Origin of the sequence: uncultured Marivita sp. (assembly GCF_947488135.1) — a bacterium.
GTDB lineage: Bacteria > Pseudomonadota > Alphaproteobacteria > Rhodobacterales > Rhodobacteraceae > Marivita.
In genome coordinates, this window is the sequence record NZ_CANKYW010000001.1 from 1,197,384 (window position 1) to 1,220,321 (window position 22,938).

The following is a 22,938-nucleotide window of genomic DNA, read 5'->3' on the forward strand; positions in this document are numbered from 1 at the left end:
TTTGAAAACCGCGTGACACGTACGTTCGAACGTGCTTGGTCAAGGCGCGTCGGCGCGCCTTTCCACCCCGTCCACCTCGTGAAAATGGCGCAGGATATTGGCAGGGATGGGCATGCGCCCGCTGCCGTCGGGCTGCAACAGCACGATCACGCAAGTGAACGCCGCGCGCTTGGTGCCGCCCGCCCAGATCTCCTGCTGCATGGTGAAGCTCGTGTTTCGGTAATCGACCGCGCGTGACAGGATGACGTAATCCTCGTCCGCGCGCATCTCTTGCAGCCAGTCGATCTCGCCCCGCCGGATCACGATGCGCGGCTCGACCGCGTCGTCCTCGTAGCTCGAAATCCCGACATGCTTGAAATAGGCCACACGGGCGCTTTCGAACCAGGTCAGGTAGGCCACGTTGTTGACGTGGTTGAGGGGGTCCAGTTCGGCAAAGCGCACGCGGTCGGCGATGGCCAGCGGCCAGGGATCGGTCACACCGAAGGTGCGCTGCTGGTCCGGAGACAGCGGGGTCAGGTAAGGCACGGTCATGCGCGTCTCCGTGTCAAGTGGCGCGGGGAATGTCAAACCCCGGCGGTGCCAATTCGAAGCCGTCGAACAGGAATGCGGGGCTGACAGTGCAGCCGACCAGCGTCCAGTCGCCGGTGCTGCGCGCAGCCTGCCAGTGATGCGGCGGCACGATGATCTGCGGGCTCTGACCGGCGAAAAGATCCGGCCCGAGAACGTGATCGGTCGTCGGCCCTGCATCCCCTTCCGACAGCGACAAGATCAGGGGCGCACCCGCGTAATGATGCCAGATCTCGGTCGCATCGACCTTGTGCCAATGGCTCCGCTCATCGCGTGACAGCAGAAAGTAGATGCACGTCCCGGCAGGGCGGCCGGGACCGTCCGCGATCCAGGTCTGGCGGTAGTGTCCACCCTCGGGATGCGGGGCAAGGTTCAGGTGGCGAATGATATCTTCTGCGGTTTTCATAATCTTTCCAGATGATTGCGCAACGATCTTGAGAGTGCGCGCGCTGTCTTCGGGCTTCGTTAACGCCAGATTTGCAGTCTTTGCGCGACAGGGCAATCGGGAGGCAATTCGATGCCGCAGGAAACGCAAGGCGTGCGCGCCATCGCGCAGGAGATCGTGGCGCGCGAGGGTGGCTATGTGAACGATCCGGACGATCCCGGAGGGGCCACCAACCATGGCGTGACGATCCACACAATGCGCCGACTTGGCCTTGATCTGACAGGCGACGGGCAGGTGACGACAGCGGATGTCCGGCGTCTGACCCGCGATCAGGCGGTGGGCATTTTCATCGAACACTACTTCACCCGACCCCGGATCGACGATCTGCCAACTCCGCTCCAGCCCGCGGTGTTCGATATGTACGTCAATGCCGGGGCCAACGCGGTGAAGATTCTGCAACGGCTTTTGCGGCAGATGGGCTTCGACATCGCGGTCGACGGTGTGATCGGTCCGAAAACCATCGCGGCGGCGGCACGGGCTATGGCTATGGCACCGGATCATCTGGTCGATGCCTACGGGATCGCGCGGCGCAACTATTATTTCGACCTCGCCGACCGCCGCCCGGCCAGCCGCAAATACGCGCGAACCCGGAAAGGCGGCAAGGGCGGCTGGATCACCCGCGCCGAAACCTTCATCGCCCGGCGCTATCATCTGAGCGCCGAGGCCTTTCAGCAAAGGATTGCAGCATGGGACTGATCGAACAGGTGTTTTCGCTGGTTTTCGGATCCGGGCGCAACGTGTTGCGTGAAACGGCTGAGGTCTTCGTCCCCAACGCCGAAGCGCAGGCGCAGCGCGATCACGGGATGCAGGACGCGGCCTTGCAGCAATTCGCAAGCGAATTCCACGCGCCGCAGCGTGGCTGGTTCGACCGCCTCATGGACGCACTGAACCGCGTGCCGCGCCCGGCGATGGCGTTGGGCACTTTGGGGCTGTTCGTGGCGGCGATGGTGGACCCGGTCTGGTTTGGTGCGCGCATGGCGGGGCTGGCCTTGGTGCCCGAGCCGCTCTGGTGGCTGCTCGGCGCGATCGTCAGTTTCTATTTCGGCGCGCGGCATCAGGCGAAAGGCCAGGAATTTCAACGCGATCTGGCCACTCGGATGACCGTGCCGGTGTCCGACGTGGTGCGGCGGATCGAAAGCCTCGACCATGCGCCAGAGCCGGAACTCCCGGTGCGACCCGATGGCAACGCGGCGCTAGAAGAATGGCAACGGCTCCGTCGAGGCCCGTGACCCCGGTGCTTGCGACAATGTGAACCGTGTTGAGGGCCGAAACCCGTTGGCCACGGCCTGCGCTGCGCCTATACTCTAGCGCATGGTTACAGAACTCGGTCACTTCGCCCTCATCCTCGCGTTTCTCGTCGCGATTGTGCAATCCGTTGTCCCACTTGTGGGCGCGCATAAACGCTGGCCGGGATGGATGGCCGTGGCCGAACCCGCTGCGACGGTGCAGTTCCTGCTGACGGCCTTTGCCTTCGCGGCGCTGACCTATGCCTTCGTGACTTCCGATTTCTCGCTCCGGCTGGTCTGGCTCAACAGCCATTCCGCCAAGCCGATGATCTACAAGATCAGCGGTGTCTGGGGGAATCACGAAGGCTCGATGCTCCTTTGGGTGCTGATCCTGACGCTCTTCGGCGCGATGGCCGCGTGGTTCGGCAAGGGCCTTCCGCCGACGCTGCGCGCCCGCGTGTTGGCCGTGCAATCCGCCGTGGCCGTGGCGTTCTTCGCCTTCATCCTCTTCACCTCCAACCCGTTCCTGCGCCTGGCTGTGCCGCCCTTTGATGGGCAGGACCTTAACCCGCTGTTGCAGGATCCGGGATTGGCCTTCCACCCCCCGTTCCTTTACCTTGGCTATGTCGGCCTCAGCATCTGCTTCAGCTTTGCCGTGGCCGCCCTGATCGAAGGGCGCGTCGATGCCGCCTGGGGCCGCTGGGTGCGCCCGTGGACACTTGCCGCCTGGGTCTTCCTGACCATCGGCATCGCGCTTGGCTCGTGGTGGGCCTATTACGAGCTTGGCTGGGGTGGTTTCTGGTTCTGGGACCCGGTCGAAAACGCGTCCTTCATGCCGTGGTTGCTTGCCGCAGCCCTGCTGCATTCGGCCATCGTGGTCGAAAAGCGCGAGGCGCTGAAAAGCTGGACCATCCTGCTCGCCATCCTCGCCTTCGGCTTTTCGCTGATCGGTACGTTCATCGTCCGCTCGGGCCTTCTGACCTCCGTCCACGCTTTCGCAAACGACCCCGAACGCGGTGTGTTCATCCTGATGATCATGGTGTTCTTCACCGGCGGCGCGCTCACGCTGTTCGCGGCGCGGGCCGGGACGATGGAGGCCAAGGGCGTGTTCGGCGTCGCCAGCCGCGAAAGCGCGCTGGTTGCCAACAACGTCCTTCTCGCGGTGAGTTGTTTCGTCGTCTTCGTCGGCACACTCTGGCCCGTCGTGGCCGAGATGTTCTTCGACACCAAGCTCAGCGTCGGCGCGCCATTCTTCAACATGGCCTTCACGCCCTTCATGGTGGTTCTGGGTCTCCTGCTGCCGCTCGGCTCCATGCTCAGCTGGAAGCGGGCCAAGACGGGGCGGGCGCTCAAGCAACTGCTCCCCGGTTTCATTCTCAGCGTTCTGGTGCTGGGCCTCTTCTGGACGATGCAGACCGGAAACAGCCTGCTTGGCCCGGTGGGCATGTTCCTTGGCGCGTGGATCGTGTCGGGTGCCTTGCTCGACCTGACCAACCGGCTTGGCCAGTCGCGTGACCTGACGCGCCTCTTCCGGCTGCCGCGCGCCGATTGGGGCAAGGCCACGGCGCATATCGGCCTTGGCGTCACCATGGTGGGCATCGCTGGCCTCATGGCGTGGCAAGAGGAAGACATCCGCGTCGCGCAGATCGGCGAACCGTTTCAGGTAGGCGATTTCGAGCTCGAACTGACCGCCGTAAACCAGGTGCGGGGCCCGAATTACTTTTCCACCATGGGCGACGTGATCGTGCGTCAGGATGGAGAGCAGATCGCTTTCCTGAACCCCGAAAAACGCAATTACCCCGTGGCCCAGATGCCGACCACCGAAGCGGCCATCGACTACCGCTTCCTGCGCGACATTTACGTCGTGATCGGCGATCCGCAGGACAACGGCGGCTGGGTGATGCGCACCTATATCAAGCCTCTGGCCAACTGGATCTGGGCGGGGTCCATCCTGATGGCCCTTGGCGGCATCCTGTCCCTGACCGACCGCCGCTTCCGTGTGGCCGCCGGTGCCAAGCGGCAGGCTCCGGCACAGGGGGTTCCGGCGGAATGAGGCTGTCGATCTATCTGCGTTCTTTGGCAATCTTCCTTTGCCTCGCTCTGGCATGGCCCCTGGCCACACCGGTCTACGCGGTTCAGCCGGACGAGATGCTGGAGGACCCGGTGCTCGAAAACCGCGCGCGCGAGTTGTCGCGCGGGCTGCGCTGTGTGGTGTGCCAGAACGAAAGCATCGACGAATCCAACGCTGATCTGGCCCGCGAACTGCGACTGGTGGTCCGGGAACGACTGGTCGCCGGTGACAGCAACGAGGAAGTGCTGGATTACCTTGTCCAACGCTACGGCGAATTCGTGCTTCTCAGACCGCGCACCGATGGCTGGAACATGGTGCTCTGGCTTTCGGGGCCAGCGCTGTTCCTGATCGCGCTTGGGATCGGCATTACGTATATCCGCAGCCGCTCCAACGCCGTCGCACCGACCGAGGCGGGGCTGTCCGAGGATGAGACCGCGCGCCTGAAGGAAATCCTGAAGGACAGCTGATCGGGTGTTGTGACGCCGCGTTGGCCTTTGCCAAAGCGCGCGCTTGTGTGTTTGATGCCCGCGACAGCCTTCAGGAGCACCCGGCGCATGGATTACGACACGATCACCTACGACCTCACCGACGACATCGCGACCGTCACGCTCAACCGACCCGAGGTGATGAATGCACTCAACACCCAGATGCGGGCCGAACTCACCGACGCTGTTCTCGAGGCGGGCAAAACCGCGCGGGTCGTGGTTCTGACCGGGGCGGGCAAATCCTTCTGCTCGGGACAGGATTTGGGGGATCGCGCCAATGCGGCGAATCTCGACTTGGAACGCACCTTGCGCGACGAATACGTGCCGATGCTCCGCGCGATCTACGACTGCCCGGTGCCAACAATCAGCGCCGTCAATGGGGCTGCGGCCGGGGCAGGGGCGAACCTCGCGCTGGCCGCAGATGTGGTCATCGCAAGCGACTCCGCGTTTTTCCTGCAAGCCTTCACCCGGATCGGCCTGATCCCCGATGCCGGCGGCACCTACTACCTGCCGCGCCAGATGGGGCTGGCCAAGGCAATGGGGGCCGCGCTTTTCGCCGAAAAGATCACCGCACGTCAGGCGGATGACTGGGGCATGATCTGGGAAGCCGTGCCCGACGCGACTTTCGCCGAGCATTGGAAATCCCGCGCTGCTCATCTCGCCAAAGGGCCGACCGCCGCCTACCAGCGGGTCAAGCAATCCATTCGCGCGTCGTTCGACAATGATCTAGAAGACCAACTCGCCTTGGAAGCCAAGCTGCAAGGCCAATGCGGCCAGACCCGCGATTTCAAGGAAGGCGTGGTGGCCTTCCTCGAAAAACGCCCGGCGCAGTACGAAGGGCGCTAGGCTGCGCGCTGGTCGGGCTTCAGCGTGAAATACACGCTGTCCGACCATACCCCGTCGACGCAATAGGTGTTCTTGGCCGCGCCGGTCTGGACAAAGCCAGCGGCCCGCAACGTCGCCACGGAGGCGGCGTTCATCGGGTCCGCATCGGCGGTCAGTTGCGGATAGTGCAGGACCTCGAAGAAATAGGGGATCAGCGCCGTCAACGCCTCCGACATCAGCCCTTGCTGCCAATGGTCTGAACGCAGGAGGAACCCGATCTCATCGCCCATGTGCACCCCGGCGCAGCCGATGGCGTGGCCTCCGCGTTCGATGACGAAATAGGTCACAACCGGCTCTGACGAGGCGATCAGCCGATCCAGATGGCGCTTTGTCTTGGCAAGTTCGTCATGCGGCGGAGTCGACCAATAGCGCATAACCAACGGGTCGCTGTAGACCGCGTGCAGATCCTCCAGATCTTCGGGCCGGGCTTTCCGCAGGACCAGTCGTTCGGTGCGCAGTTGGGTCATACGAAAAAGGCCGCCCGAAGGCGACCTTTCCTCACATCTCAGCGATTTTCGATATCGACGTAATCGCGCAGCGTCTCGCCCTGGTAGAGCTGACGCGGGCGGCCGATCTTCATCTGCGGATCGGCAAGCTGTTCTTTCCACTGGGAAATCCAGCCGACAGTCCGGCTCAGTGCGAAGATCGGCGTGAACATGGAGGTCGGAAAGCCCATCGCTTCGAGGATGATGCCGGAATAGAAATCCACGTTCGGGAACAGCTTTTTCTCGGCAAAATAGGGGTCGGCGAGTGCTGCTTTCTCCAGTTCCTTCGCGGTGGCGAGGATCGGGTTGTTCTCCACGCCCAAGAGATCGAGCACCTCGTCCGCCGATTGCTTCATCACCGTCGCGCGCGGATCGAAATTCTTGTAGACCCGGTGGCCAAAGCCCATCAGGCGGAACGGATCGTTCTTGTCTTTAGCACGGGCGATATATTCCGGGATATTCTCGGGCGTGCCGATTTCCTTGAGCATCTCGAGGCAGGCCTGGTTCGCACCGCCATGCGCCGGTCCCCAAAGGCAGGCAATACCGGCCGCGATACAGGCAAACGGGTTCGCCCCCGAGCTTGAGGCCAGACGCACCGTTGAGGTCGACGCGTTCTGCTCGTGATCGGCATGCAGGGTGAAGATACGGTCCATCGCGCGGGCGAGGATCGGATCGACCTGGTATTCCTCGGCCGGTACGGCAAAGCACATATGCAGGAAGTTCGCGGCGTAATCGAGATCGTTGCGCGGATACACGAAGGGCTGACCGATGGAATATTTGTAGGCCATCGCGGCAATCGTCGGCATCTTGGCGATCAGGCGGTGCGATGCGATCTCGCGCTCGCGCGGGTTATTGATGTCGGTGGAGTCATGGTAAAACGCCGACATCGCACCGACCACACCCACCATCGTCGCCATCGGATGCGCATCCCGGCGGAAGCCACGGAAGAAGTTATGCATCTGCTCGTGGATCATCGTGTGCTGGGTGATCGTCTTTTCGAAATGCTCCAACTCTTCTGCCTTGGGCAGATAGCCGTAAAGCAACAGGAAACACACTTCGAGATAGTGCGATTTCTCGGCCAGTTGATCGATCGGGTAGCCCCGGTGCAGCAATTCGCCCTTGTCACCGTCGATGAAGGTGATGGTGCTGTCGCACGCGGCGGTCGAGGTAAAACCGGGATCATAGGTGAACACGCCGGCCTGCGCATAGAGCTTGCGAATGTCGATCACATCCGGTCCGGCAGTGGGGGCATAAATCGGAAGCTCGTAAGAGCTGTCGCCAATGGTCAGCGTCGCGGTTTTAGAGGTGTCAGACATACGTGGTCCCTTCGTCTCAATGCTCTGAACAAAGCGCCCAGAGCCAGCTATCCCAAGCCTCGGCAGATCCCACCATCAAAGGTGTCAGACGTCCCCCGTGGCGGCTGCTTCTGTCAGGCGGGCGATCGTTTCGTCGCGCCCCAGAACCAGCATCATATCGAACACACTCGGCGTCACGGCCCGGCCCGCAAGCGCTGCCCGCATCGGGCCCGCCAGTTTGCCGAATTTGGTCCCGTGCTCTTCTGCAATTCGGGATGTGACGGCTTCAAGCTCGTCGCGCGTCCAGCTAGCATTTTGCAACTGCGGCGTCAACGATTGCAGTATACCACGGGATACCGTGTCGAGCTGCTTGGCCGCTTTCTCTTCCATCTCGATCGGGCGATTTGTCAGAACAAAGTGCGCCTTTTCAATCAGTTCCGGGAAAGTGCGCGCCCGCTCCTTGAGGCAATACATCGCACGACCCATCCCGTCGGCCTGGGCTTCCGTGAGGGCAGGCTCGCCTGCGGCCGCAAGGTAAGCCTGCAATTCATGCAGCAGTGCAGCATCGTCCGCGACGGCGATATGTTGTCCGCTCAGATTCTCCAGTTTCTTGAAATCGAACCGCGCCGGGGATTTGCCGATGCCGCTCAGGTCGAACCACTCTTTTGCCTGATCATCCGTAAAGAATTCGTCATCGCCGTGGCTCCAGCCTAAGCGCGTGAGGTAATTGCGCATGCCCGCCGCCGGGTAGCCCATCGCCTGGTATTCCTCGACACCCAGCGCGCCGTGACGTTTTGACAGCTTCTTGCCATCTGGCCCGTGAATCAGCGGGATATGCGCCCAGATCGGCACGTCCCAGCCCATTGCCGTGTAGATGCCCATCTGGCGTGCCGCATTGTTGAGGTGGTCATCCCCCCGGATCACATGGGTCACGCCCATGTCATGATCATCGACAACAACCGCCAGCATGTAGACGGGTGTGCCGTCGGATCGTAACAGCACCATGTCATCCAGCTGATCGTTGCGGATGGTGACATCGCCCTGCACCTGATCCTCGATCACGGTGCTGCCGTCCTGCGGGGTCTTCAGGCGAATGACATATGGCGCGTCGGGATGCGTGCTCGGGTCGGCATCGCGCCACGGGCTTTGGAACAGGGTGGATTTCCCCTCGGCCCGCGCCGCCTCGCGAAACGCCTCGATCTCGTCCTGGGTCGAAAAACATTTGTAGGCGGCACCCTTGGCAAGCAACTCGTGCGCCACTTCGGCATGCCGTTCGGCCCCTGCGGCCTGGCTGACCACGTCGCCGTCATGGTCCAGCCCGAGCCAGTCCAATCCCTTGAGAATCGCCGCCGTGGCCTCCGGCGTGGAGCGGGCCCGATCCGTGTCCTCGATCCGCAGCAGGAATTTGCCGCCGCGCCCGCGCGCATATAGCCAGTTGAACAACGCCGTGCGCGCCCCGCCGATATGCAGGTAACCGGTCGGAGAGGGGGCGAAACGGGTGACGATCTGGCCTGACATTGGGCGCGTTTACCTTTCGATAACTGTATCGGGAGTAGTCTTAGGCTCTCTTTACCAGCACCATCCACGGGGGCAAGTATGGCGCGGATCTGGTCTGTCATCCCCGACATGCTTCTCGCACAGCGCGGTGGCCTGTTTCCCTTTGTGCCGGTCTTCCTTGGCGTCGGCATCGCCCTCTATTTCGCGCTGCGGATCGAACCGCCGGTCTGGGCGCTCATCCTGTCAGCCGCCCTCGGCGGTTTGGCGCTGATCTGGCACCTGCGCAGCCGTTCCGCATGCGCGCCGGTGATCTGCGCCGTCGCGATGGTGGCCCTCGGGCTCGCGCTGGCAGGAACGCGGGCGCATCTGGTGGCGGGCCCGGTGCTCGACTGGCGCTATTACGGCCCGGTGACGGGCAGGGTGGTTGCTCTCGACCGCTCGGCCTCCGACGCGCTGCGCATCACGCTCGACCGCGTCTGGCTGAGCGAGGTGCCACTTTCCGAAACACCCACCCGCGTGCGCCTGTCGCTGCATGTCAAAGGCGAAATTCTGACGCCGGAACCAGGACAGACGATCATGACCACCGCCCATCTCGGCCCTCCCGGCGGCGCCGTCGAACCCGGAGGCTTCGATTTCCGCCGCCACGCCTGGTTCCTGCGCCTGGGCGCAGTCGGCTATACCCGCGTGCCGCTTGTCCTGTGGGAAGAGGCGGGCCGCGACCGGTTCATCTTCCAGACCCGCATGGCGATCTCGGCCCGTGTGCAGGCCGCGCTGCCCGGCGATACCGGCGCATTCGCCACCGCCATCATCACGGGCGACCGCAGCCCCATCCCCCAGCCGATATTGCAAGCCTTGCGGGACACCAACCTCGCGCATCTGCTGGCGATCTCGGGCCTGCATATGGGGTTGGTCAGCGCCTTTGTGTTCGCAACCCTGCGCCTTGGGCTGTTGCTGACCCCCATTGGCCTGCGTTGGCCGATCAAGAAGATCGCGGCCGGTGGCGCGCTGGTCGTCGCGGCCATCTACCTTGCGCTGTCGGGCGGCAATGTCGCCACCGAACGCGCCTTCGTCATGGTCGCGGTGATGCTGCTCGCCGTCATGGTGGACCGCCGCGCAATCTCTCTGCGCGCGGTGGCACTGGCCGCGCTCATCGTGCTGGTTCTGCGACCCGAGGCGCTGATGGGGCCCGGCTTCCAGATGTCCTTCGCCGCGACCACGGCGCTTGTCGCGATCTTCAGCGCCATCCGCGACAGCTCCCATGACCTGCCGCGCCACCGCCTCCTGCGCGGGGTGGCGTCGGTCGTCCTGTCCTCCGCCATCGCCGGGGCCGCGACCGCCCCCTTCGCCATGGCGCATTTCAACCAGATCGCGCAGTTCGGCCTCATCGCGAATCTTCTGACCGTGCCGCTGATGGGCCTTCTGGTCATCCCGGCGGCGGTTCTTAGCATCCTGCTTATGCCTTTCGGCCTCGAAACCATTGGGCTGTCGCTGATGGGCTTTGGCCTCGACTGGATTCTCGCCGTCGCGCAGTCGATGGCAGGTTGGAGCGGCGCGGTGCGTCCGGTAATGACGCCAGCCCCGCCGGTCCTGCCCCTGATCACGTTGGGAGGTCTTTTCATCGTCCTGTGGCAAGAACGCCTGCGCTGGCTTGGGCTCGCCCCCGTCGCCTTGGCCGCACTTCTCTGGGCCAAGGCAGAGCGCCCACCGATCCTTGTCGCCGAAGGCGGCGCATTGGTCGGGGTGATGACCGATCAGGGCCGCGCCTTGTCCCGCGCGAAAGGGTCAGGCTTCATCGCCGAGGTGTGGTTGGAAAATGACGGGCAGGGGCTCGACCAACCCGCGGCAGCGGCACTTTGGGCAGGCTCCGACACCACGGTCCGTCACATCCACGGCAAACGCAACGCCGCCAGCTATGAGGGATGCACCGACGGTGCGCTGGTGATCGCCAGCGCGAACTTGCCCGCCCGGGCCAACGCACCCTCCTGCAGGGTGCTGGACGCGGCGGCCCTGACCGATCTTGGCAGCCTTTCCGTGACCCGGAAGGACGACGGGACGTGGCACATAGAAAAGGCGCGCGACCGATCCGGCGCGCGCCTCTGGAATGATAAAGCCGTGCGAAACGCTCAGTAGGTGCGGATCAACCCGACCAACCGGCCCTGCACCTTGACCGCACCGACCGGCAGGATACGCGACTCATGCGCCGGGTTCGCCGCTTCGAGGATGATGCTTTCGCCCTTGCGCTTGTAGCGCTTCAGCGTTGCCTCGTACCCTTCGATCTGTGCCACGACGATATCACCATTATCTGCGACCGAGGTTTCCCGGATCACCACGATGTCACCATCGTTGATGCCTGCTTCGATCATGGAGTCGCCTTTGACCTCCAGCGCGTAGTGATTCCCCGCGCCCGAAAGCATCGCGCCCGGGATCGTCACCTTGGGCGGGAGATCGTTGATTTCCTGGATCGGAACACCCGCCGCGATCCGACCCATCAGGTCCACGCCGACCGCATCCGTCGCCTCGACCTCGACCGCATTGGCGGGCGGCGGGACATCCGGCAGATCCCCGTCGATCACCTGCGGTGTGAACCCAGGCCGCTTGGCCGCGAGCGTATCGGGAAGCTTCACAATCTCGATCGCGCGCGCCCGGTGGGCAAGGCGGCGAATGAAACCACGTTCTTCGAGCGCGGTGATCAGGCGGTGAATGCCCGATTTGGAGCGCAAATCCAGCGCCTCTTTCATTTCGTCAAAGCTTGGCGGGACACCGTCGCGCGCCACGCGTTTGCTGATGAAGTTCAGCAGGTCGAGTTGTTTTTTGGTCAGCATTGTCTGCCTCCGCTCGCATGATCCTCACCGTTTGTTCTACTGTTGTTCCTGTTTTGTGTCAAGAATCCGTGAACATGGGCGAAAAATCAACGTATGGGCAGATACTCCACTGTCTCACCGGCCGCGCGCGGTCCGTCTTTCGGGGGCCGAACGATCAGCGCATCGGCCTGACCCAGGATGCTAAGAAGCGAACTGTCCTGAGAGCCAAAGGCCACCAGACCCGGGCCTTCGAACCGCGCCCGCATGTAATGCTCGCGCGGGCCATTGGCGGGCAGGGCCTCGGCCAAAGGGGCGTTTTTCCGAGGTGCCGCCGCTGCCGGCAGGCCCAACATCGCGCGCACCACCGGGGCCACGAAGACATGCCCGCAGACCATCGCCGACACGGGATTGCCCGGCAAACCGATCATCATCGCCTCGCCAAAATTCCCTGCCATCAATGGCTTACCGGGGCGCATGGCCACCTTGTAGAAGCTTTGGTCAAAGCCAAGCTGCGGCGCAAGCCGCGCCACCACGTCATGATCCCCGACCGACGCGCCGCCGATGGTGACAATGAGATCAGCCCCCTTGGTCAACTCGAACGCGGTACGCAACGACGCCTCGTTGTCCCGCGCGATGGGCAAAAGACGCGGCTCTGCCCCCAGATCCCGCATCAGCGCGTGCAAACCCATCGTGTTGGACGCGATGATCTGGTCCGGACCCGGCGTTTCGCCTGGCATCACCAACTCGTCGCCTGTCGAAATCAGCGCAACGACGGGGCGGCGCGCCACCGGCACCTCCGCGACATTCATCGCCGCCATCAGCGCGATGTCGTTGGGTCCGATCACCCGACCCGCACGAACCCGGTCGCCAACTCGAAAATCGCCCCCCGCAGGCCGGATATGCGTGTTGTCCTCGGGCGAGTCGCCAATGGTGATCCAGTCGCCTTCTCGGGTGACATCCTCTTGAATCACAACCGCTTTCGCGCCCCGCGGCACCGGCGCGCCGGTGAAGATCCGCACCGCCTCGCCATGTTTTACCGTTTGGTCAAATCCATGCCCGGCGGCAGCTTCCCCGATCACCCGAAGCCGCAGGCCCGGCGCCACCTCTGTCACCGCGTAGCCATCCATCGCCGACCCATCGAAAGGCGGCTGGTCGCGCGTCGCGGCCACGTCCTCTGCCAGCACCCGCCCATGCGCTTGTAACAGCGGCACCGTCTCGGACCCAAGCGGGCGGGCCAGCGCGAACAGATGCTCCAGCGCCTCCGCGACCGAAATCATTGCGCCTCGTACCGCCCTGATTTTCCGCCATCTTTCAGCATCACGCGGATGCCGGTGATTTCCATCGCCTTGTCCACGGCCTTGGCCATGTCGTAGACCGTGAGCGCCGCCGTCGACACCGCCGTGAGTGCCTCCATCTCGACCCCGGTCTGGCCCGTGGTCTTGACCGTCGCCTCGATCCGAAGGCCGGGCAGGTCCGGCGCCGGTGTCAACTCCACCGCGACCTTTGTCACTGGCAAGGGATGACACAACGGAATCAGCTCGGGCGTTTTCTTCGCCCCCATGATCCCGGCCAATCGTGCAACGCCGATCACGTCGCCCTTTTTGGCGCGACCTTCGGTAATGATATCAAACGTTTCCCGCGCCATCTTGATGTAGCCCTCGGCCACGGCCACGCGCGCGGTCACGGCCTTGTCCGACACATCCACCATGTGGGCGTCGCCCTTGGCGTCGAAATGCGTAAGTCCGCTCATGCCGCCACCGGATCGGCCAGCAGCGCGCGCGTCGCCTCGGCCACATCCGCCTGCCGCATGAGGCTTTCGCCGATCAGGAAACTCCGCGCGCCGTGTGACGCCATGTTGGCAAGGTCGGCGGGTGTGAACAGACCGGATTCCGAAATCAGCATCCGGTCGTTCGGCACGTGCTTCGAAAGTTCACGTGTCGTCTCAAGAGTGGTCTCGAACGTCTTGAGATTGCGATTGTTTACACCGATCAGTGGGGATTTCAGTTCGAGCGCCCGATCCAGTTCATCCCGGTCGTGCACCTCGATCAACGCGTCCATGCCCCAGGCGGTCGCGGCATCCTCCAACTCGGCGGCCTGCGCGTCCGATACGCTGGCCATGATGATGAGGATGCAATCCGCCCCAAGGCTTCGCGCCTCGGCGACCTGGTAGGTGTCATACATAAAATCCTTGCGCAACGCGGGCAGCGACGTGGCCGCACGCGCCACCACGAGGTAGGACTTGTCACCCTGGAAACTGGGCGTGTCGGTCAGCACCGACAGGCAGGTCGCGCCTCCGGCCTCATACGCCTGCGCCAGGGTCGCCGGTTCGAAATCGGCGCGGATCAGCCCCTTGGAGGGCGAGGCCTTCTTGACTTCGGCAATCAACCCGTAGCCCGTCACCTGCGCTGTGCGCAGCGCGGCACCGAAGGGCCGCACCGGGCTTGCGGCCTTCGCGGCGGCCTCAATCTCCGACAAGGGCACGCGCGCCTTGTCGGCGGCCACTTCCTCGAGCTTGTAGGCCTTGATGGTGTCGAGAATGGTTGCGCTCATGGGTCGGTCCAGTTGATCGGGGCGTGTCCCTGTTCTTTAAGCCACGCGTTCACGGTGGAAAAGGGGCGCGACCCGAAAAACCCGCGCCGCGCCGAAAGCGGCGAGGGATGCGCGCTTTGCAGCACCAGATGTCCGTACCCGTCGAGCCGCCGTGCATGGGCGCGCGCATCATTGCCCCAAAGCACAAACGCGCGCGGCCGGTCCGACAGCGCATCGAGCACCTGCGGCACAAGCTTTTGCCATCCCAAGCGCCGATGCCCGCGCGCCTCGAAAGCGGGCACGGTCAGAACGTCGTTCAGAAGCAAGACACCCTGGTCCGCCCAGAACCGTAAGTCCCCATTGGGAGGAACTGAACCCACATCCTCGCGCAACTCCTTGAAAATATTGCTCAAGGACCGGGGCAGGAGCCGCACCTCACCGTCCACCGAAAACGCCAACCCGTGCGCATGGCCGGGCGTCGGATAGGGATCCTGCCCCAGGATCACGACGCGCACATCCTCCGGCGCGCAGGCCTCGAGTGCTGCGAAGACCTGATCGGACGGCGGCAGCACGTCCCGCTTGTCTTTCACCAATGCAGCGTCAATTGCTGGCAGGTCATCGCGAAAGAACGGCAAATGACCCCAATTCGCAGGCGGCGTCAGCATGGCGCGCCTCCAGGGCTTCTTTGGGCTACAAATACCTCGGGGTCTGGGGCAGCGCCCCAGGATTTTCCGTCGACGGAAAATCCGCGATGCGTCGACGCATCGCCCGTCGCGCACCACTCAGCCGTCACGCCTGCTGCGTGATCCGCGCCAACGCCTTGACCCGCGCCTTGGCCGCACCGCTGTCGATGCTTTCGGCGGCCATCTCGGCCCCGGCTTTCAGATCATCCACCTTGTCCGCTACGACCAGCGCCGCCGCGGCATTGAGCAGAACCGCATCGCGATAGGCGCTTTTCTTCCCGTCCAGCAGGGCGCGGAACGCCGCGGCATTCTCGGCCGGGGTGCCGCCCAGGATCTCGCGGAAGGGGTGGGCGGGCAGTCCCGCATCTTCGGGGTGCACTTCGCGTCCACGGATCTTGCCATTCTCCAGCACCGCTACCTGCGTCGGTTCCGAAATCGAGATCTCGTCCGTCCCGTCGCCGCCATGCACCAGCCACGCCTTCTCCGAGCCCAGTTCCTTGAGCGTCTCGGCCATCGGGAAGATCAGGTCGATGGCAAAGGCCCCGGTCAGTTGCCGCGTCACGCCCGCCGGATTGGTCAGCGGACCCAGGATGTTGAAGATCGTCTTCGACCCAAGCTCCTGTCGCACCGGCATGACGTGTTTCATCGCAGGATGATGCATCGGGGCCATCATGAAGCCGATCCCCGCCTCGGCGATGGCGCGCTCCACGATCTCGGGGCCGACCATGACGTTTATGCCCATTTCGGTCAGCGCGTCCGCCGCGCCCGATTTCGACGACAGGTTGCGGTTGCCGTGCTTGGCCACCGGAACGCCCGCGCCGGCCACGACGAAGGCGGTCGCGGTGGATATGTTGAGCGTGCCCATGCCGTCGCCGCCTGTTCCGACGATGTCCATCGCGCCCTCGGGGGCCTTTACCGGCGTGCATTTGGCCCGCATCACCGCTGCCGCCGCCGCGTATTCCGACACGGCCTCGCCGCGCGCGCGCAGGGCCATCAACAGACCGCCGATCTGGGCGGGCGTGGCCTCACCGTCGAACAGGATCTCGAACGCCTGTTCGGCCTGCGACCGGCTTAAGGGGCCTTCGGAGGCGGCGTAGATCAGGGGCTTCATCGCGTCGCTCATGCGGGCACCTTCAACTCGTTGACGAAATTCTGGAGCAACGCGTGACCGTGTTCGGACGCGATGCTTTCGGGGTGAAACTGCACGCCGTGCATTGGCAAGTCGCGGTGGCTGAGCCCCATCACCGTGCCATCCTCCAGCCAGGCCGTCACCTCGAGACAGTCGGGCACGCTGTCCTTGTCCACCACCAGCGAATGATACCGCGTCGCCTCGAAGGGCGAGGGCAGACCGGCGAACACGCCTTTGCCAGAATGGTGCATCACCCCCATCTTGCCGTGCACGATCTCGGTGTGGCGCACCACTGTGCCGCCAAAGGCCTGTCCCAACGTCTGGTGGCCCAGGCACACCCCCAAAAGCGGTGTTTTCGTCTCGGCGGCCGCCAGCGTCAGGGCAAGGCAAATCCCCGCCTGATCCGGGTCGCAGGGGCCGGGCGACAGAAGGATGCCCGCCGGGTTCAGACCCATCGCGTCCTGCACGGTCAGCGCATCATTGCGCACCACCTTCACGTCGGTGCCCAACTCGCCCAGATAATGCACGAGGTTGTAGGTAAAACTGTCGTAATTGTCGATGAGCAGCAGCATGGGGCTTTCTTCTATCTCGGGGCTGGCGGGGCAAGGCGCAATCGCGGTATACATGCGCAGGCAGACCAAGTCGCGTCAAGGGCGCGGGTGGGTCAACCGGCACGACCGAGATGCCGGAGACGCATGAGACGGCAAGGCGAGGGCATTGAGCATGGCAAGAGGATTTTTGTCAGGGGCCATTTGGGGCACGGTCCTGTCTGTGGGCGGTCTTGGGGTGTGGTCCATCATGGCACCGACGCCGACGGGGCAGATGACCGAGGTCCAGCCGTCACCGTCTGACACCGACACGCCCGTGATTGTCGCCGAAACCGAGGACAGCACGCCGACGCCCGATGCGGTCGCTGCCCCGGAAGTCGCTCCGGAACCCGAGACCGACAGCGCGCCCACGGCGTCCACGGACGACACCGATCCGGCTGAAACCACCGAAGATCAGGCGGCGGAGGCTGCGACTGAGCCCGAGGCGGACACGCCGCCCGCCGAACCCGCCCGACGCCCCGCCGACGTGACCGAGGTGGACCCGGACACCCAGACCCCGGACCTGGCCACCCCAAGCGAACTGCAGGACGAGACACCGGAAGAGACCGCTGGCGCGCCGATGCCATCCCCTGACACGGGAGAGGCGATTGCCACGCTCACCGAGCCTGCGGCCCCTGATGCCCCGTCCATCCCCACCGCACCCGGCGCGGACAGCATCCCCGGAACGTCTGGCGCGCCGTCGCTCAGCACGCCGGAGGGCGAAACCGGTCTCAATATCTCGACCGAGCCCGCACAGCCACCGGCCCCAGCGGTGCCGGATGTCGAAACCGCGCTGGTTCCCGATCCCGAACCGACCGAAACACCAGAGGCCGAAGTCGAACCGGCCCCCGCCGCCCCGGAAACGGACGCGCCCGAAACGGATGAGGTCGCAACCGCCGAAGACACCGATCCGGCGGACCGCCCGCAGGTTCGTCGTTTGGTCCCCGCAGCGCCGGAGGGCGCGGAGCCGGAAAGCGCGGAAGAGGACAGTGCCGCGGCGCTTCGGCCCTCCATCGGCCGTCCCGCCGCGTCGCTCACCGACCGCAACCCGGGGAACTCCGCCCGCCTGCCGTCGATCAGCGACGCACCCGAGACCGCGCCAGACGAGGCGGCGGTGACGCCCTCGGCTGACACCGACGGGATGCCGCCGCTGCAACGCTACGCGGCTCAGGTCGACAGCGATCCGTCGCTGCCCAAGATGTCCATCGTGATGATCGACGACGGCACCGGCCCGCTTGGCCCCGACACGCTCGACGGGTTCCCGTTCCCTGTCACTTTCGCGCTCGATCCCGGCCAGCCCGGCGCGGCGGAACGCATGGCCGCCTATCGCGCCCTCGGCTACGAGGTGGCGGCGCTCATTGATCTGCCGGAGGCCGCGCAGCCCACCGATGTGGAGCAGATTCTCGGCGGGGCGACGGCGGCATTGCCCGAAGCCGTGGCCCTGATCGAAGCACCGGAGGGCGGGCTGCAAGCCACCCGCGCGGTCACGGAACAGGCGGCGAGCTATGCCGCGGACAGTGGGCATGGGCTGGTGTTTCTGCCCAACGGGCTGAACACGGCGCAGGCGATCGCGCAGCGCGAAAACGTACCGACAATCAGCATCCTGCGCGATTTCGACGGCGATGGGCAGGATGCCCGCACAAAACGTCGCTTTCTCGATGGCGCGGCGTTCCGGGCGCGGCAGGATGGTGCGGTGGTGATGCTGGGACGGCTGACACCCGACACGCTGTCGGCGCTGGTGCTGTGGAGCCTTCAGGACCGCGCTTCGAGCGTGTCCATGGTCCCGGTGTCGACGCTGCTGCTAGAACAGGCGAACTGACGCGTCGACGCGTCAGGGGTTTTCCGTCGACGGAAAACCGGGCCTAGCCCTTCGGACCGGCCCAGATTCCCATCTGCCACTCCAAATCCCCGTAGCCGGTAAAGCGCCGTTCGAAGGCCAGCCCCAACCGGTCCGCACAGCGTTGCGCGATCTCGGTCAGCTTCGGATCGTCGGTCTGTGCCTGGTAGACCAGCTTTTCGTAATGCCCGAAATACATCTCCCGCAGGTCGGGATGCCGTTCGAGGCCAAGCGGCTTCCAGACGAAAGCGTCGAACTGGCGCGCGAGGAAATCGGTCAGGTAGAAAGCGGTGATCTCGTCACGCTGGGCAAAGGCGTCGTTGCCCTCGAAAAAGCTGTAGCAATGCGGACCGGCGATCATCTCGACCCCCATCTCGGCACAGGCCGCCTCAAGCAACCCGCCAGTGCCGCAATCGGCGTAGGCGACAAAGATGCTTTGATAGGCGTCGCGATGGGCGTGCACGGCATTGCGGACGGCACCCACGATCTTTTCGGGATGATTGTGCAGGATCGCCGGAAGGCAGGTGAGATCCAGATGGGTCCAACCATGTGCATCACGCACCGCCAGGATTTCCCGCGCCAGGGCACCGCAGGCGATGATCAGCACACGACCCGCGCCACGTGCGTCCAATCCCGCATGTGTCAGCGTGGTGTCGTCAGGCAGGCTCGTCATCGCCGGGCACATGGGCAAGACCCCAGCGCGCCAGAAGGCCCAGAGCGATCAGCGCGGGCAAGACCTTGAGAATGCCGAACTGCGCCATGGCCCAAACGGTCAGGCCAGAGGCCGCGATCACGGCCAGGATCATGGAAACGAAGGTGGTCACGGGCATGTTGATCTCCTTGTCCTGAAAATATGGGGCAGATTGATCCATAAGAAAAGGCCTCGCCGGTGGGCGAGGCCGAAAAAGCGTCAATTCGCGCAGTCTTATCCGGCGGCGAGTTGATTGTGCTTGCGCCCGACAAAGGTTTTCGCCGTTTCGACCGCCACCGCGGCGTCGCGGCAATAGGCGTCTGCGCCGATGGCCTTGCCGAATTCCTCGTTCAACGGGGCGCCACCGACCAACACGATGTAATCGTCGCGAATGCCTTTCTCGACCATCGTGTCGATGACGACCTTCATGTAGGGCATCGTCGTGGTGAGCAGGGCCGACATGCCAAGGATGTCCGGCTGTTCGGCCTCGATCGCGTCGAGATAGCTGTCCACAGGGTTGTTGATGCCCAGATCGACCACCTCGAACCCGGCGCCTTCCATCATCATCGACACGAGGTTCTTGCCGATGTCGTGGATGTCACCCTTCACGGTGCCGATCACCATCTTGCCGACGCGCGGAGCACCGGTTTCCACCAGAAGCGGCTTCAGGATGGCCATGCCGCCCTTCATCGCGTTGGCGGCCAGAAGCACCTCGGGGACGAAAAGAATGCCGTCCCGGAAATCGTTGCCGACAATGGTCATGCCCCCGACCAGTGCCTTGGTCAGGATGTCGTAAGGCTGCCAGCCGCGTTCGAGCAGGATGTTCACCGCCTCCTCGATCTCTTCCTTGAGCCCGTCGTAAAGGTCGTCGAACATCTGCTCGACAAGTTCCTCGTCGTTCAGGTCCGCCAGAATGATATCGTCTTCTTCGTCAGCCATGTATGTCACTCCAGACGCCGGCGGTTCGGCCAGCGATTGCTTTTCCGACTATTCGTGGTTTTGCGGCGCAGCCACTTGGTGAAATCCGACATGCGCGCGAACGCAACCGACGCGCATCACCGGGTTGCGTGCCCGATGCGACGCATTCTTGTGGATGTTCCGTTTCTGTTCTACATTCGCGCGATGACCCGATCCGACCGATATGTTGCCCCGGACCAGCGCAAGGGGCGCGGCGCGCTGAGCCGCGACAGCGGGCGGTATGAGCCGTTCCGCAGGGTCGACGAAGCCGACGGCTGGGACATCCCCGAAGACGCGCCGGTTCTGCGCACACACGTGACCGAGCAACGGCCCCGCAGCCTGATCAACCATGTCCAATCGCCCGATCTCTCCTTCGACCGCACGATCAACCCGTATCGAGGCTGCGAACACGGATGCATCTACTGCTTCGCGCGCCCGAGCCACGCGTGGCTGGGCCTCTCGCCGGGGCTGGATTTCGAAACCCGTCTGGTGGCGCGCCCCGATGCGGCGCAGGTGCTCGACCGCGAATTGCGGGCGAAACGCTATCGCGTGGCGCCGATCGCGATCGGTACGAACACCGATCCTTACCAGCCGATCGAACGGGATCGCGAGATCATGCGCGACTGTCTCAAGGTGCTGCACGCCTTCCGCCACCCGGTGATGATCGCCACCAAGGGCACGCTGATCGAGCGGGATATCGACATCCTCTCTGAAATGGCGGCGAACAATCTTGTCCGCGTCGGCATCACGATCACGACGCTGGATGCCAGCCTCAACCGCCGGATGGAACCGCGCGTGCCCAGCCCGGCGCGGCGGCTTGCCACGATCCGGCGCTTGGCCGATGCGGGCATCCCGGTGCGGGTCATGCTGTCGCCCATCGTGCCGGGCCTTACCGATTCCGAGATCGAACCGATCCTGACCGCTGCCCGCGACGCAGGTGCCTCTGCCGCCACATGGGCGATGCTGCGCCTGCCGCTCGAGGTGGCGCCGCTCTGGGAGGCGTGGATGGAGGAACACTATCCCGACCGCAAAGCGCGGGTGATGTCCAAACTGCGCGAGATGCATGGCGGGAAAGTCTACGACGCGGCATGGTTCAAACGCACGCGCGGCGCGGGCGTCTATGCAGAGCTGATCGCGCAACGGTTCACCAAGGCGCGCAAACGGCTTGATCTGGATCGGGATCTGCCCGCGCTCGATTGCAGCGCGTTCCGAGCCCCGCCGCGTGCAGGAGACCAGTTGAGCCTCTTCTGAGCACAGCCCGAGACCCTTCGAAGGGTCTCGCACCGTCCTTCGAAGGACGGGTGCCTCCCATCCAGCCCTTGCACCGCAGGCCAAAGCCTTCGAAGGCTTTGGCCCGTCTTTTCGAAAAGACGGGCACGCCTCACTCGAAAATCCGCACGGGTTCCGCATTGCAGAAGATGACCACCTGTCCCCCGTTGACCACCGCGCGGTAGCCGCGTCGGCGCAGTTCGGCGCGGAACCGGTCCCAGCCCATGATCCGCTCCACATCGCGGGCCTGTCGGCGCACGACGCCGCCCTTGGCCGCAGCCTTGGCGGAAAAGACATGGGCAATCCACTGGTCCGGTTCCAGAGCCGGGGGTGGACGACGGGGCGGGGTGGGCGCAAAGATATCTCGCATGGCGACATGGATGGACCACCGGTGGTTAACATGACGTGAAGGACGGAGCGATCAGGCGCGACGCCGCCCGCGCCGCTCGCGCTTGGGCGCGCCGCTTTGATCGCCGGTGCCGTCGCTGTCCGAGGTGAAGGGACCGATCTCGGCCACGATCTGCTCCAGCGTCGGGGCGTTGCCTCTGGGTGTGCTCTCCAACGCGGCGCGCATGGCGCGCAGATGCTCGGGCATGGTGCCGCAGCAGCCGCCGATGATTTTCGCTCCGGCGTTGCGGGCCAAGACCGCGTAGCGCGCCATCAGCTCGGGCGTGCCATCATAGTGGATGTGGCCCTCGACATATTTCGGAATGCCCGCATTGCCCTTGGCGATAAGCGCGCGCTGCGTGCCCGTGGCGGCGAAGCCCAGAACCGTGCGCAGCAGGTCCGACGCGCCCGTGCCGCAATTGGCCCCAAAGGCCAGCGGCGGGTTGGGCAGGGTTTCGATCATCTCGGCCATGCCCTCAGAGGTCATGCCCATCATGGTCCGCCCCGCGGTGTCAAAACTCATGGTGCCGCACCAGGGCATGTCGGCCAGGGCAAACGCCTCGGCCGCCGCGCGGAATTCCTCCGGCGCGCTGATGGTCTCGACCCACATCACGTCCGCGCCGCCCTCCTTGAGACCTTCGGCCTGTTCGTGAAACATCTCGACCGCATCGGCATGGGACAGCGTGCCCACCGGTTCCATGATGTCGCCGGTGGGGCCGACCGATCCGGCGACGATCACCGGACGGCCCGCCGCATCGGCGATCTCGCGGGCGATCTCGGCCCCGATGCGGGACAATTCCCGCGCGCGGTGCCCCGCGTTGTGCAGCTTGAGCCGCGAGGCGTTCGCGCCGAAGGTGTTGGTCAGGAACAGATCGCTGCCCGCCTCGACCGCGCCGCGATAGAGCGCACGGATGTTGTCCGGTTTGGTCTCGTTCCAGAACTCGGGCGGATCGCCGCTTTCCAGCCCCATGTTGAACAGGTTGGTGCCGGTCGCGCCATCGGCCAGAAGCCAGTCGCGCGTCGAAAGAAGGTCTTGCAGCGGGTTCGTCATGTGAGGCCTGTCGTTCAGAACGTTTGGCCCTGCCTGTCACACTCTGCGTGTTGAGACAAAT

General features: G+C 64.3%; 25 protein-coding genes. 8 read left to right on the top strand and 17 right to left on the bottom strand.

Annotated elements, in window-relative coordinates; all coding sequences use genetic code 11:
- Window positions 1-39: 39 nt before the first annotated feature.
- Together Q1B16_RS05950 and Q1B16_RS05955 are read right to left on the bottom strand one after the other, a co-directional pair.
- The gene (locus tag Q1B16_RS05950; RefSeq protein WP_299785468.1) at window positions 40-531 is read right to left on the bottom strand and encodes an acyl-CoA thioesterase; all 492 of its coding nucleotides are present in this window, start codon (window positions 529-531) and stop codon (window positions 40-42) included.
- A 13-nt stretch (window positions 532-544) separates the two neighbouring features.
- Window positions 545-973 (bottom strand): cupin domain-containing protein, encoded by a 429-nt coding sequence (locus Q1B16_RS05955; protein ID WP_299785470.1) that lies wholly within the window; start codon window positions 971-973, stop codon window positions 545-547.
- A 111-nt stretch (window positions 974-1,084) separates the two neighbouring features.
- Between Q1B16_RS05955 and Q1B16_RS05960 the strand changes: the two genes are divergently transcribed.
- The 5 genes from Q1B16_RS05960 to Q1B16_RS05980 all read left to right on the top strand — a co-directional run bounded on the left by Q1B16_RS05960 (window position 1,085) and on the right by Q1B16_RS05980 (window position 5,640).
- On the top strand, window positions 1,085-1,708 hold the full coding sequence (locus Q1B16_RS05960; RefSeq protein ID WP_299785472.1) for a holin-associated N-acetylmuramidase: 624 nt from the start codon (window positions 1,085-1,087) through the stop codon (window positions 1,706-1,708).
- On the top strand, window positions 1,699-2,241 hold the full coding sequence (locus Q1B16_RS05965) for a holin family protein (protein ID WP_299785474.1): 543 nt from the start codon (window positions 1,699-1,701) through the stop codon (window positions 2,239-2,241). The genes Q1B16_RS05960 and Q1B16_RS05965 overlap by 10 nt, the downstream gene beginning before the upstream one ends.
- Before the next feature lie 82 nt (window positions 2,242-2,323).
- Entirely contained in the window at window positions 2,324-4,291 is a 1,968-nt protein-coding gene (locus Q1B16_RS05970; protein ID WP_299785476.1) for a heme lyase CcmF/NrfE family subunit, read from the top strand.
- On the top strand, window positions 4,288-4,776 hold the full coding sequence (locus Q1B16_RS05975; RefSeq protein WP_299785478.1) for a cytochrome c-type biogenesis protein: 489 nt from the start codon (window positions 4,288-4,290) through the stop codon (window positions 4,774-4,776). The genes Q1B16_RS05970 and Q1B16_RS05975 overlap by 4 nt, the downstream gene beginning before the upstream one ends.
- An 87-nt stretch (window positions 4,777-4,863) precedes the next feature.
- Window positions 4,864-5,640, top strand: coding sequence for an enoyl-CoA hydratase-related protein (locus Q1B16_RS05980; protein ID WP_299785480.1), 777 nt, complete (start codon window positions 4,864-4,866; stop codon window positions 5,638-5,640).
- Here Q1B16_RS05980 and Q1B16_RS05985 read toward each other — a convergent pair.
- The 3 genes from Q1B16_RS05985 to gltX all read right to left on the bottom strand — a co-directional run bounded on the left by Q1B16_RS05985 (window position 5,637) and on the right by gltX (window position 8,977).
- Window positions 5,637-6,146 (bottom strand): GNAT family N-acetyltransferase, encoded by a 510-nt coding sequence (locus Q1B16_RS05985; RefSeq protein WP_299785482.1) that lies wholly within the window; start codon window positions 6,144-6,146, stop codon window positions 5,637-5,639. The two genes, Q1B16_RS05980 and Q1B16_RS05985, sit on opposite strands and share 4 nt — an antisense overlap.
- A gap of 38 nt (window positions 6,147-6,184) precedes the next feature.
- Complete coding sequence (gltA, locus tag Q1B16_RS05990) at window positions 6,185-7,480, bottom strand: citrate synthase (RefSeq protein WP_299785484.1); 1,296 nt, start codon at window positions 7,478-7,480, stop codon at window positions 6,185-6,187.
- A gap of 84 nt (window positions 7,481-7,564) precedes the next feature.
- A complete protein-coding gene (gene gltX, locus Q1B16_RS05995) occupies window positions 7,565-8,977 on the bottom strand; it encodes a glutamate--tRNA ligase (RefSeq protein ID WP_299785486.1) in 1,413 nt (470 codons plus the stop codon).
- A 78-nt stretch (window positions 8,978-9,055) separates the two neighbouring features.
- On the opposite strand from gltX, the gene Q1B16_RS06000 reads away from it, so the two are divergent.
- Window positions 9,056-11,086, top strand: coding sequence for a ComEC/Rec2 family competence protein (locus Q1B16_RS06000; protein ID WP_299785488.1), 2,031 nt, complete (start codon window positions 9,056-9,058; stop codon window positions 11,084-11,086).
- Here Q1B16_RS06000 and lexA read toward each other — a convergent pair.
- From lexA to Q1B16_RS06035, 7 genes are all read right to left on the bottom strand, one after another.
- Window positions 11,080-11,778 carry a transcriptional repressor LexA gene (gene lexA, locus Q1B16_RS06005; protein ID WP_299785490.1) on the bottom strand — a complete coding sequence of 233 codons (699 nt, stop codon included), beginning with the start codon at window positions 11,776-11,778 and terminating at the stop codon, window positions 11,080-11,082. The genes Q1B16_RS06000 and lexA overlap by 7 nt on opposite strands.
- Before the next feature lie 86 nt (window positions 11,779-11,864).
- Window positions 11,865-13,034: a gephyrin-like molybdotransferase Glp gene (gene glp / locus Q1B16_RS06010; protein WP_299785492.1), complete on the bottom strand. Its 1,170-nt coding sequence runs from the start codon at window positions 13,032-13,034 to the stop codon at window positions 11,865-11,867.
- On the bottom strand, window positions 13,031-13,507 hold the full coding sequence (moaC, locus tag Q1B16_RS06015) for a cyclic pyranopterin monophosphate synthase MoaC (RefSeq protein ID WP_299785494.1): 477 nt from the start codon (window positions 13,505-13,507) through the stop codon (window positions 13,031-13,033). Before moaC ends, glp begins: the two co-directional genes overlap by 4 nt.
- The gene (trpC, locus tag Q1B16_RS06020; RefSeq protein WP_299785496.1) at window positions 13,504-14,307 is read right to left on the bottom strand and encodes an indole-3-glycerol phosphate synthase TrpC; all 804 of its coding nucleotides are present in this window, start codon (window positions 14,305-14,307) and stop codon (window positions 13,504-13,506) included. The genes moaC and trpC overlap by 4 nt, the downstream gene beginning before the upstream one ends.
- A complete protein-coding gene (locus Q1B16_RS06025; protein WP_299785498.1) occupies window positions 14,304-14,951 on the bottom strand; it encodes a uracil-DNA glycosylase in 648 nt (215 codons plus the stop codon). Before Q1B16_RS06025 ends, trpC begins: the two co-directional genes overlap by 4 nt.
- 124 nt (window positions 14,952-15,075) lie before the next feature.
- On the bottom strand, window positions 15,076-16,092 hold the full coding sequence (gene trpD, locus Q1B16_RS06030; RefSeq protein WP_299785500.1) for an anthranilate phosphoribosyltransferase: 1,017 nt from the start codon (window positions 16,090-16,092) through the stop codon (window positions 15,076-15,078).
- Window positions 16,089-16,670 (bottom strand): aminodeoxychorismate/anthranilate synthase component II, encoded by a 582-nt coding sequence (locus tag Q1B16_RS06035; protein ID WP_299785502.1) that lies wholly within the window; start codon window positions 16,668-16,670, stop codon window positions 16,089-16,091. The genes trpD and Q1B16_RS06035 overlap by 4 nt, the downstream gene beginning before the upstream one ends.
- Window positions 16,671-16,821: 151 nt before the next feature.
- Here Q1B16_RS06035 and Q1B16_RS06040 point away from each other — a divergent pair, with 151 nt between their 5' ends.
- The gene (locus Q1B16_RS06040; RefSeq protein WP_299785504.1) at window positions 16,822-18,504 is read left to right on the top strand and encodes a divergent polysaccharide deacteylase family protein; all 1,683 of its coding nucleotides are present in this window, start codon (window positions 16,822-16,824) and stop codon (window positions 18,502-18,504) included.
- Window positions 18,505-18,547: 43 nt separating this feature from the next.
- Here the strand turns inward: Q1B16_RS06040 and Q1B16_RS06045 are convergent, their stop codons facing one another.
- The 3 genes from Q1B16_RS06045 to Q1B16_RS06055 all read right to left on the bottom strand — a co-directional run bounded on the left by Q1B16_RS06045 (window position 18,548) and on the right by Q1B16_RS06055 (window position 20,152).
- Window positions 18,548-19,195 (bottom strand): DUF1638 domain-containing protein, encoded by a 648-nt coding sequence (locus Q1B16_RS06045; protein ID WP_299785506.1) that lies wholly within the window; start codon window positions 19,193-19,195, stop codon window positions 18,548-18,550.
- Window positions 19,179-19,352, bottom strand: a complete 174-nt coding sequence (locus Q1B16_RS06050; protein ID WP_170102903.1) for a hypothetical protein — start codon at window positions 19,350-19,352, stop codon at window positions 19,179-19,181. The genes Q1B16_RS06045 and Q1B16_RS06050 overlap by 17 nt, the downstream gene beginning before the upstream one ends.
- Before the next feature lie 95 nt (window positions 19,353-19,447).
- On the bottom strand, window positions 19,448-20,152 hold the full coding sequence (locus Q1B16_RS06055; RefSeq protein WP_299785510.1) for a B12-binding domain-containing protein: 705 nt from the start codon (window positions 20,150-20,152) through the stop codon (window positions 19,448-19,450).
- A gap of 183 nt (window positions 20,153-20,335) precedes the next feature.
- Here Q1B16_RS06055 and Q1B16_RS06060 point away from each other — a divergent pair, with 183 nt between their 5' ends.
- Entirely contained in the window at window positions 20,336-21,421 is a 1,086-nt protein-coding gene (locus tag Q1B16_RS06060; protein WP_299786018.1) for a PA0069 family radical SAM protein, read from the top strand.
- A 130-nt stretch (window positions 21,422-21,551) separates the two neighbouring features.
- Here Q1B16_RS06060 and Q1B16_RS06065 read toward each other — a convergent pair whose 3' ends face one another.
- Both Q1B16_RS06065 and bmt read right to left on the bottom strand, forming a co-directional pair.
- Window positions 21,552-21,809 (bottom strand): N-(5'-phosphoribosyl)anthranilate isomerase, encoded by a 258-nt coding sequence (locus tag Q1B16_RS06065; protein ID WP_299785512.1) that lies wholly within the window; start codon window positions 21,807-21,809, stop codon window positions 21,552-21,554.
- A gap of 51 nt (window positions 21,810-21,860) precedes the next feature.
- Window positions 21,861-22,877, bottom strand: a complete 1,017-nt coding sequence (bmt, locus tag Q1B16_RS06070) for a betaine--homocysteine S-methyltransferase (RefSeq protein WP_299785514.1) — start codon at window positions 22,875-22,877, stop codon at window positions 21,861-21,863.
- Window positions 22,878-22,938 lie beyond the last annotated feature (61 nt).

Bases quoted from the DNA above. Each gene is read 5' to 3' on its own strand.
- Q1B16_RS05950 (WP_299785468.1), bottom strand. From the start codon at position 531: ATGACCGTGCCTTACCTGACCCCGCTGTCTCCGGACCAGCAGCGCACC.
- Q1B16_RS05955 (WP_299785470.1), bottom strand. From the start codon at position 973: ATGAAAACCGCAGAAGATATCATTCGCCACCTGAACCTTGCCCCGCAT.
- Q1B16_RS05960 (WP_299785472.1), top strand. From the start codon at position 1,085: ATGCCGCAGGAAACGCAAGGCGTGCGCGCCATCGCGCAGGAGATCGTG.
- Q1B16_RS05965 (WP_299785474.1), top strand. From the start codon at position 1,699: ATGGGACTGATCGAACAGGTGTTTTCGCTGGTTTTCGGATCCGGGCGC.
- Q1B16_RS05970 (WP_299785476.1), top strand. From the start codon at position 2,324: ATGGTTACAGAACTCGGTCACTTCGCCCTCATCCTCGCGTTTCTCGTC.
- Q1B16_RS05975 (WP_299785478.1), top strand. From the start codon at position 4,288: ATGAGGCTGTCGATCTATCTGCGTTCTTTGGCAATCTTCCTTTGCCTC.
- Q1B16_RS05980 (WP_299785480.1), top strand. From the start codon at position 4,864: ATGGATTACGACACGATCACCTACGACCTCACCGACGACATCGCGACC.
- Q1B16_RS05985 (WP_299785482.1), bottom strand. From the start codon at position 6,146: ATGACCCAACTGCGCACCGAACGACTGGTCCTGCGGAAAGCCCGGCCC.
- gltA (WP_299785484.1), bottom strand. From the start codon at position 7,480: ATGTCTGACACCTCTAAAACCGCGACGCTGACCATTGGCGACAGCTCT.
- gltX (WP_299785486.1), bottom strand. From the start codon at position 8,977: ATGTCAGGCCAGATCGTCACCCGTTTCGCCCCCTCTCCGACCGGTTAC.
- Q1B16_RS06000 (WP_299785488.1), top strand. From the start codon at position 9,056: ATGGCGCGGATCTGGTCTGTCATCCCCGACATGCTTCTCGCACAGCGC.
- lexA (WP_299785490.1), bottom strand. From the start codon at position 11,778: ATGCTGACCAAAAAACAACTCGACCTGCTGAACTTCATCAGCAAACGC.
- glp (WP_299785492.1), bottom strand. From the start codon at position 13,034: ATGATTTCGGTCGCGGAGGCGCTGGAGCATCTGTTCGCGCTGGCCCGC.
- moaC (WP_299785494.1), bottom strand. From the start codon at position 13,507: ATGAGCGGACTTACGCATTTCGACGCCAAGGGCGACGCCCACATGGTG.
- trpC (WP_299785496.1), bottom strand. From the start codon at position 14,307: ATGAGCGCAACCATTCTCGACACCATCAAGGCCTACAAGCTCGAGGAA.
- Q1B16_RS06025 (WP_299785498.1), bottom strand. From the start codon at position 14,951: ATGCTGACGCCGCCTGCGAATTGGGGTCATTTGCCGTTCTTTCGCGAT.
- trpD (WP_299785500.1), bottom strand. From the start codon at position 16,092: ATGAGCGACGCGATGAAGCCCCTGATCTACGCCGCCTCCGAAGGCCCC.
- Q1B16_RS06035 (WP_299785502.1), bottom strand. From the start codon at position 16,670: ATGCTGCTGCTCATCGACAATTACGACAGTTTTACCTACAACCTCGTG.
- Q1B16_RS06040 (WP_299785504.1), top strand. From the start codon at position 16,822: ATGGCAAGAGGATTTTTGTCAGGGGCCATTTGGGGCACGGTCCTGTCT.
- Q1B16_RS06045 (WP_299785506.1), bottom strand. From the start codon at position 19,195: ATGACGAGCCTGCCTGACGACACCACGCTGACACATGCGGGATTGGAC.
- Q1B16_RS06050 (WP_170102903.1), bottom strand. From the start codon at position 19,352: ATGCCCGTGACCACCTTCGTTTCCATGATCCTGGCCGTGATCGCGGCC.
- Q1B16_RS06055 (WP_299785510.1), bottom strand. From the start codon at position 20,152: ATGGCTGACGAAGAAGACGATATCATTCTGGCGGACCTGAACGACGAG.
- Q1B16_RS06060 (WP_299786018.1), top strand. From the start codon at position 20,336: ATGACCCGATCCGACCGATATGTTGCCCCGGACCAGCGCAAGGGGCGC.
- Q1B16_RS06065 (WP_299785512.1), bottom strand. From the start codon at position 21,809: ATGCGAGATATCTTTGCGCCCACCCCGCCCCGTCGTCCACCCCCGGCT.
- bmt (WP_299785514.1), bottom strand. From the start codon at position 22,877: ATGACGAACCCGCTGCAAGACCTTCTTTCGACGCGCGACTGGCTTCTG.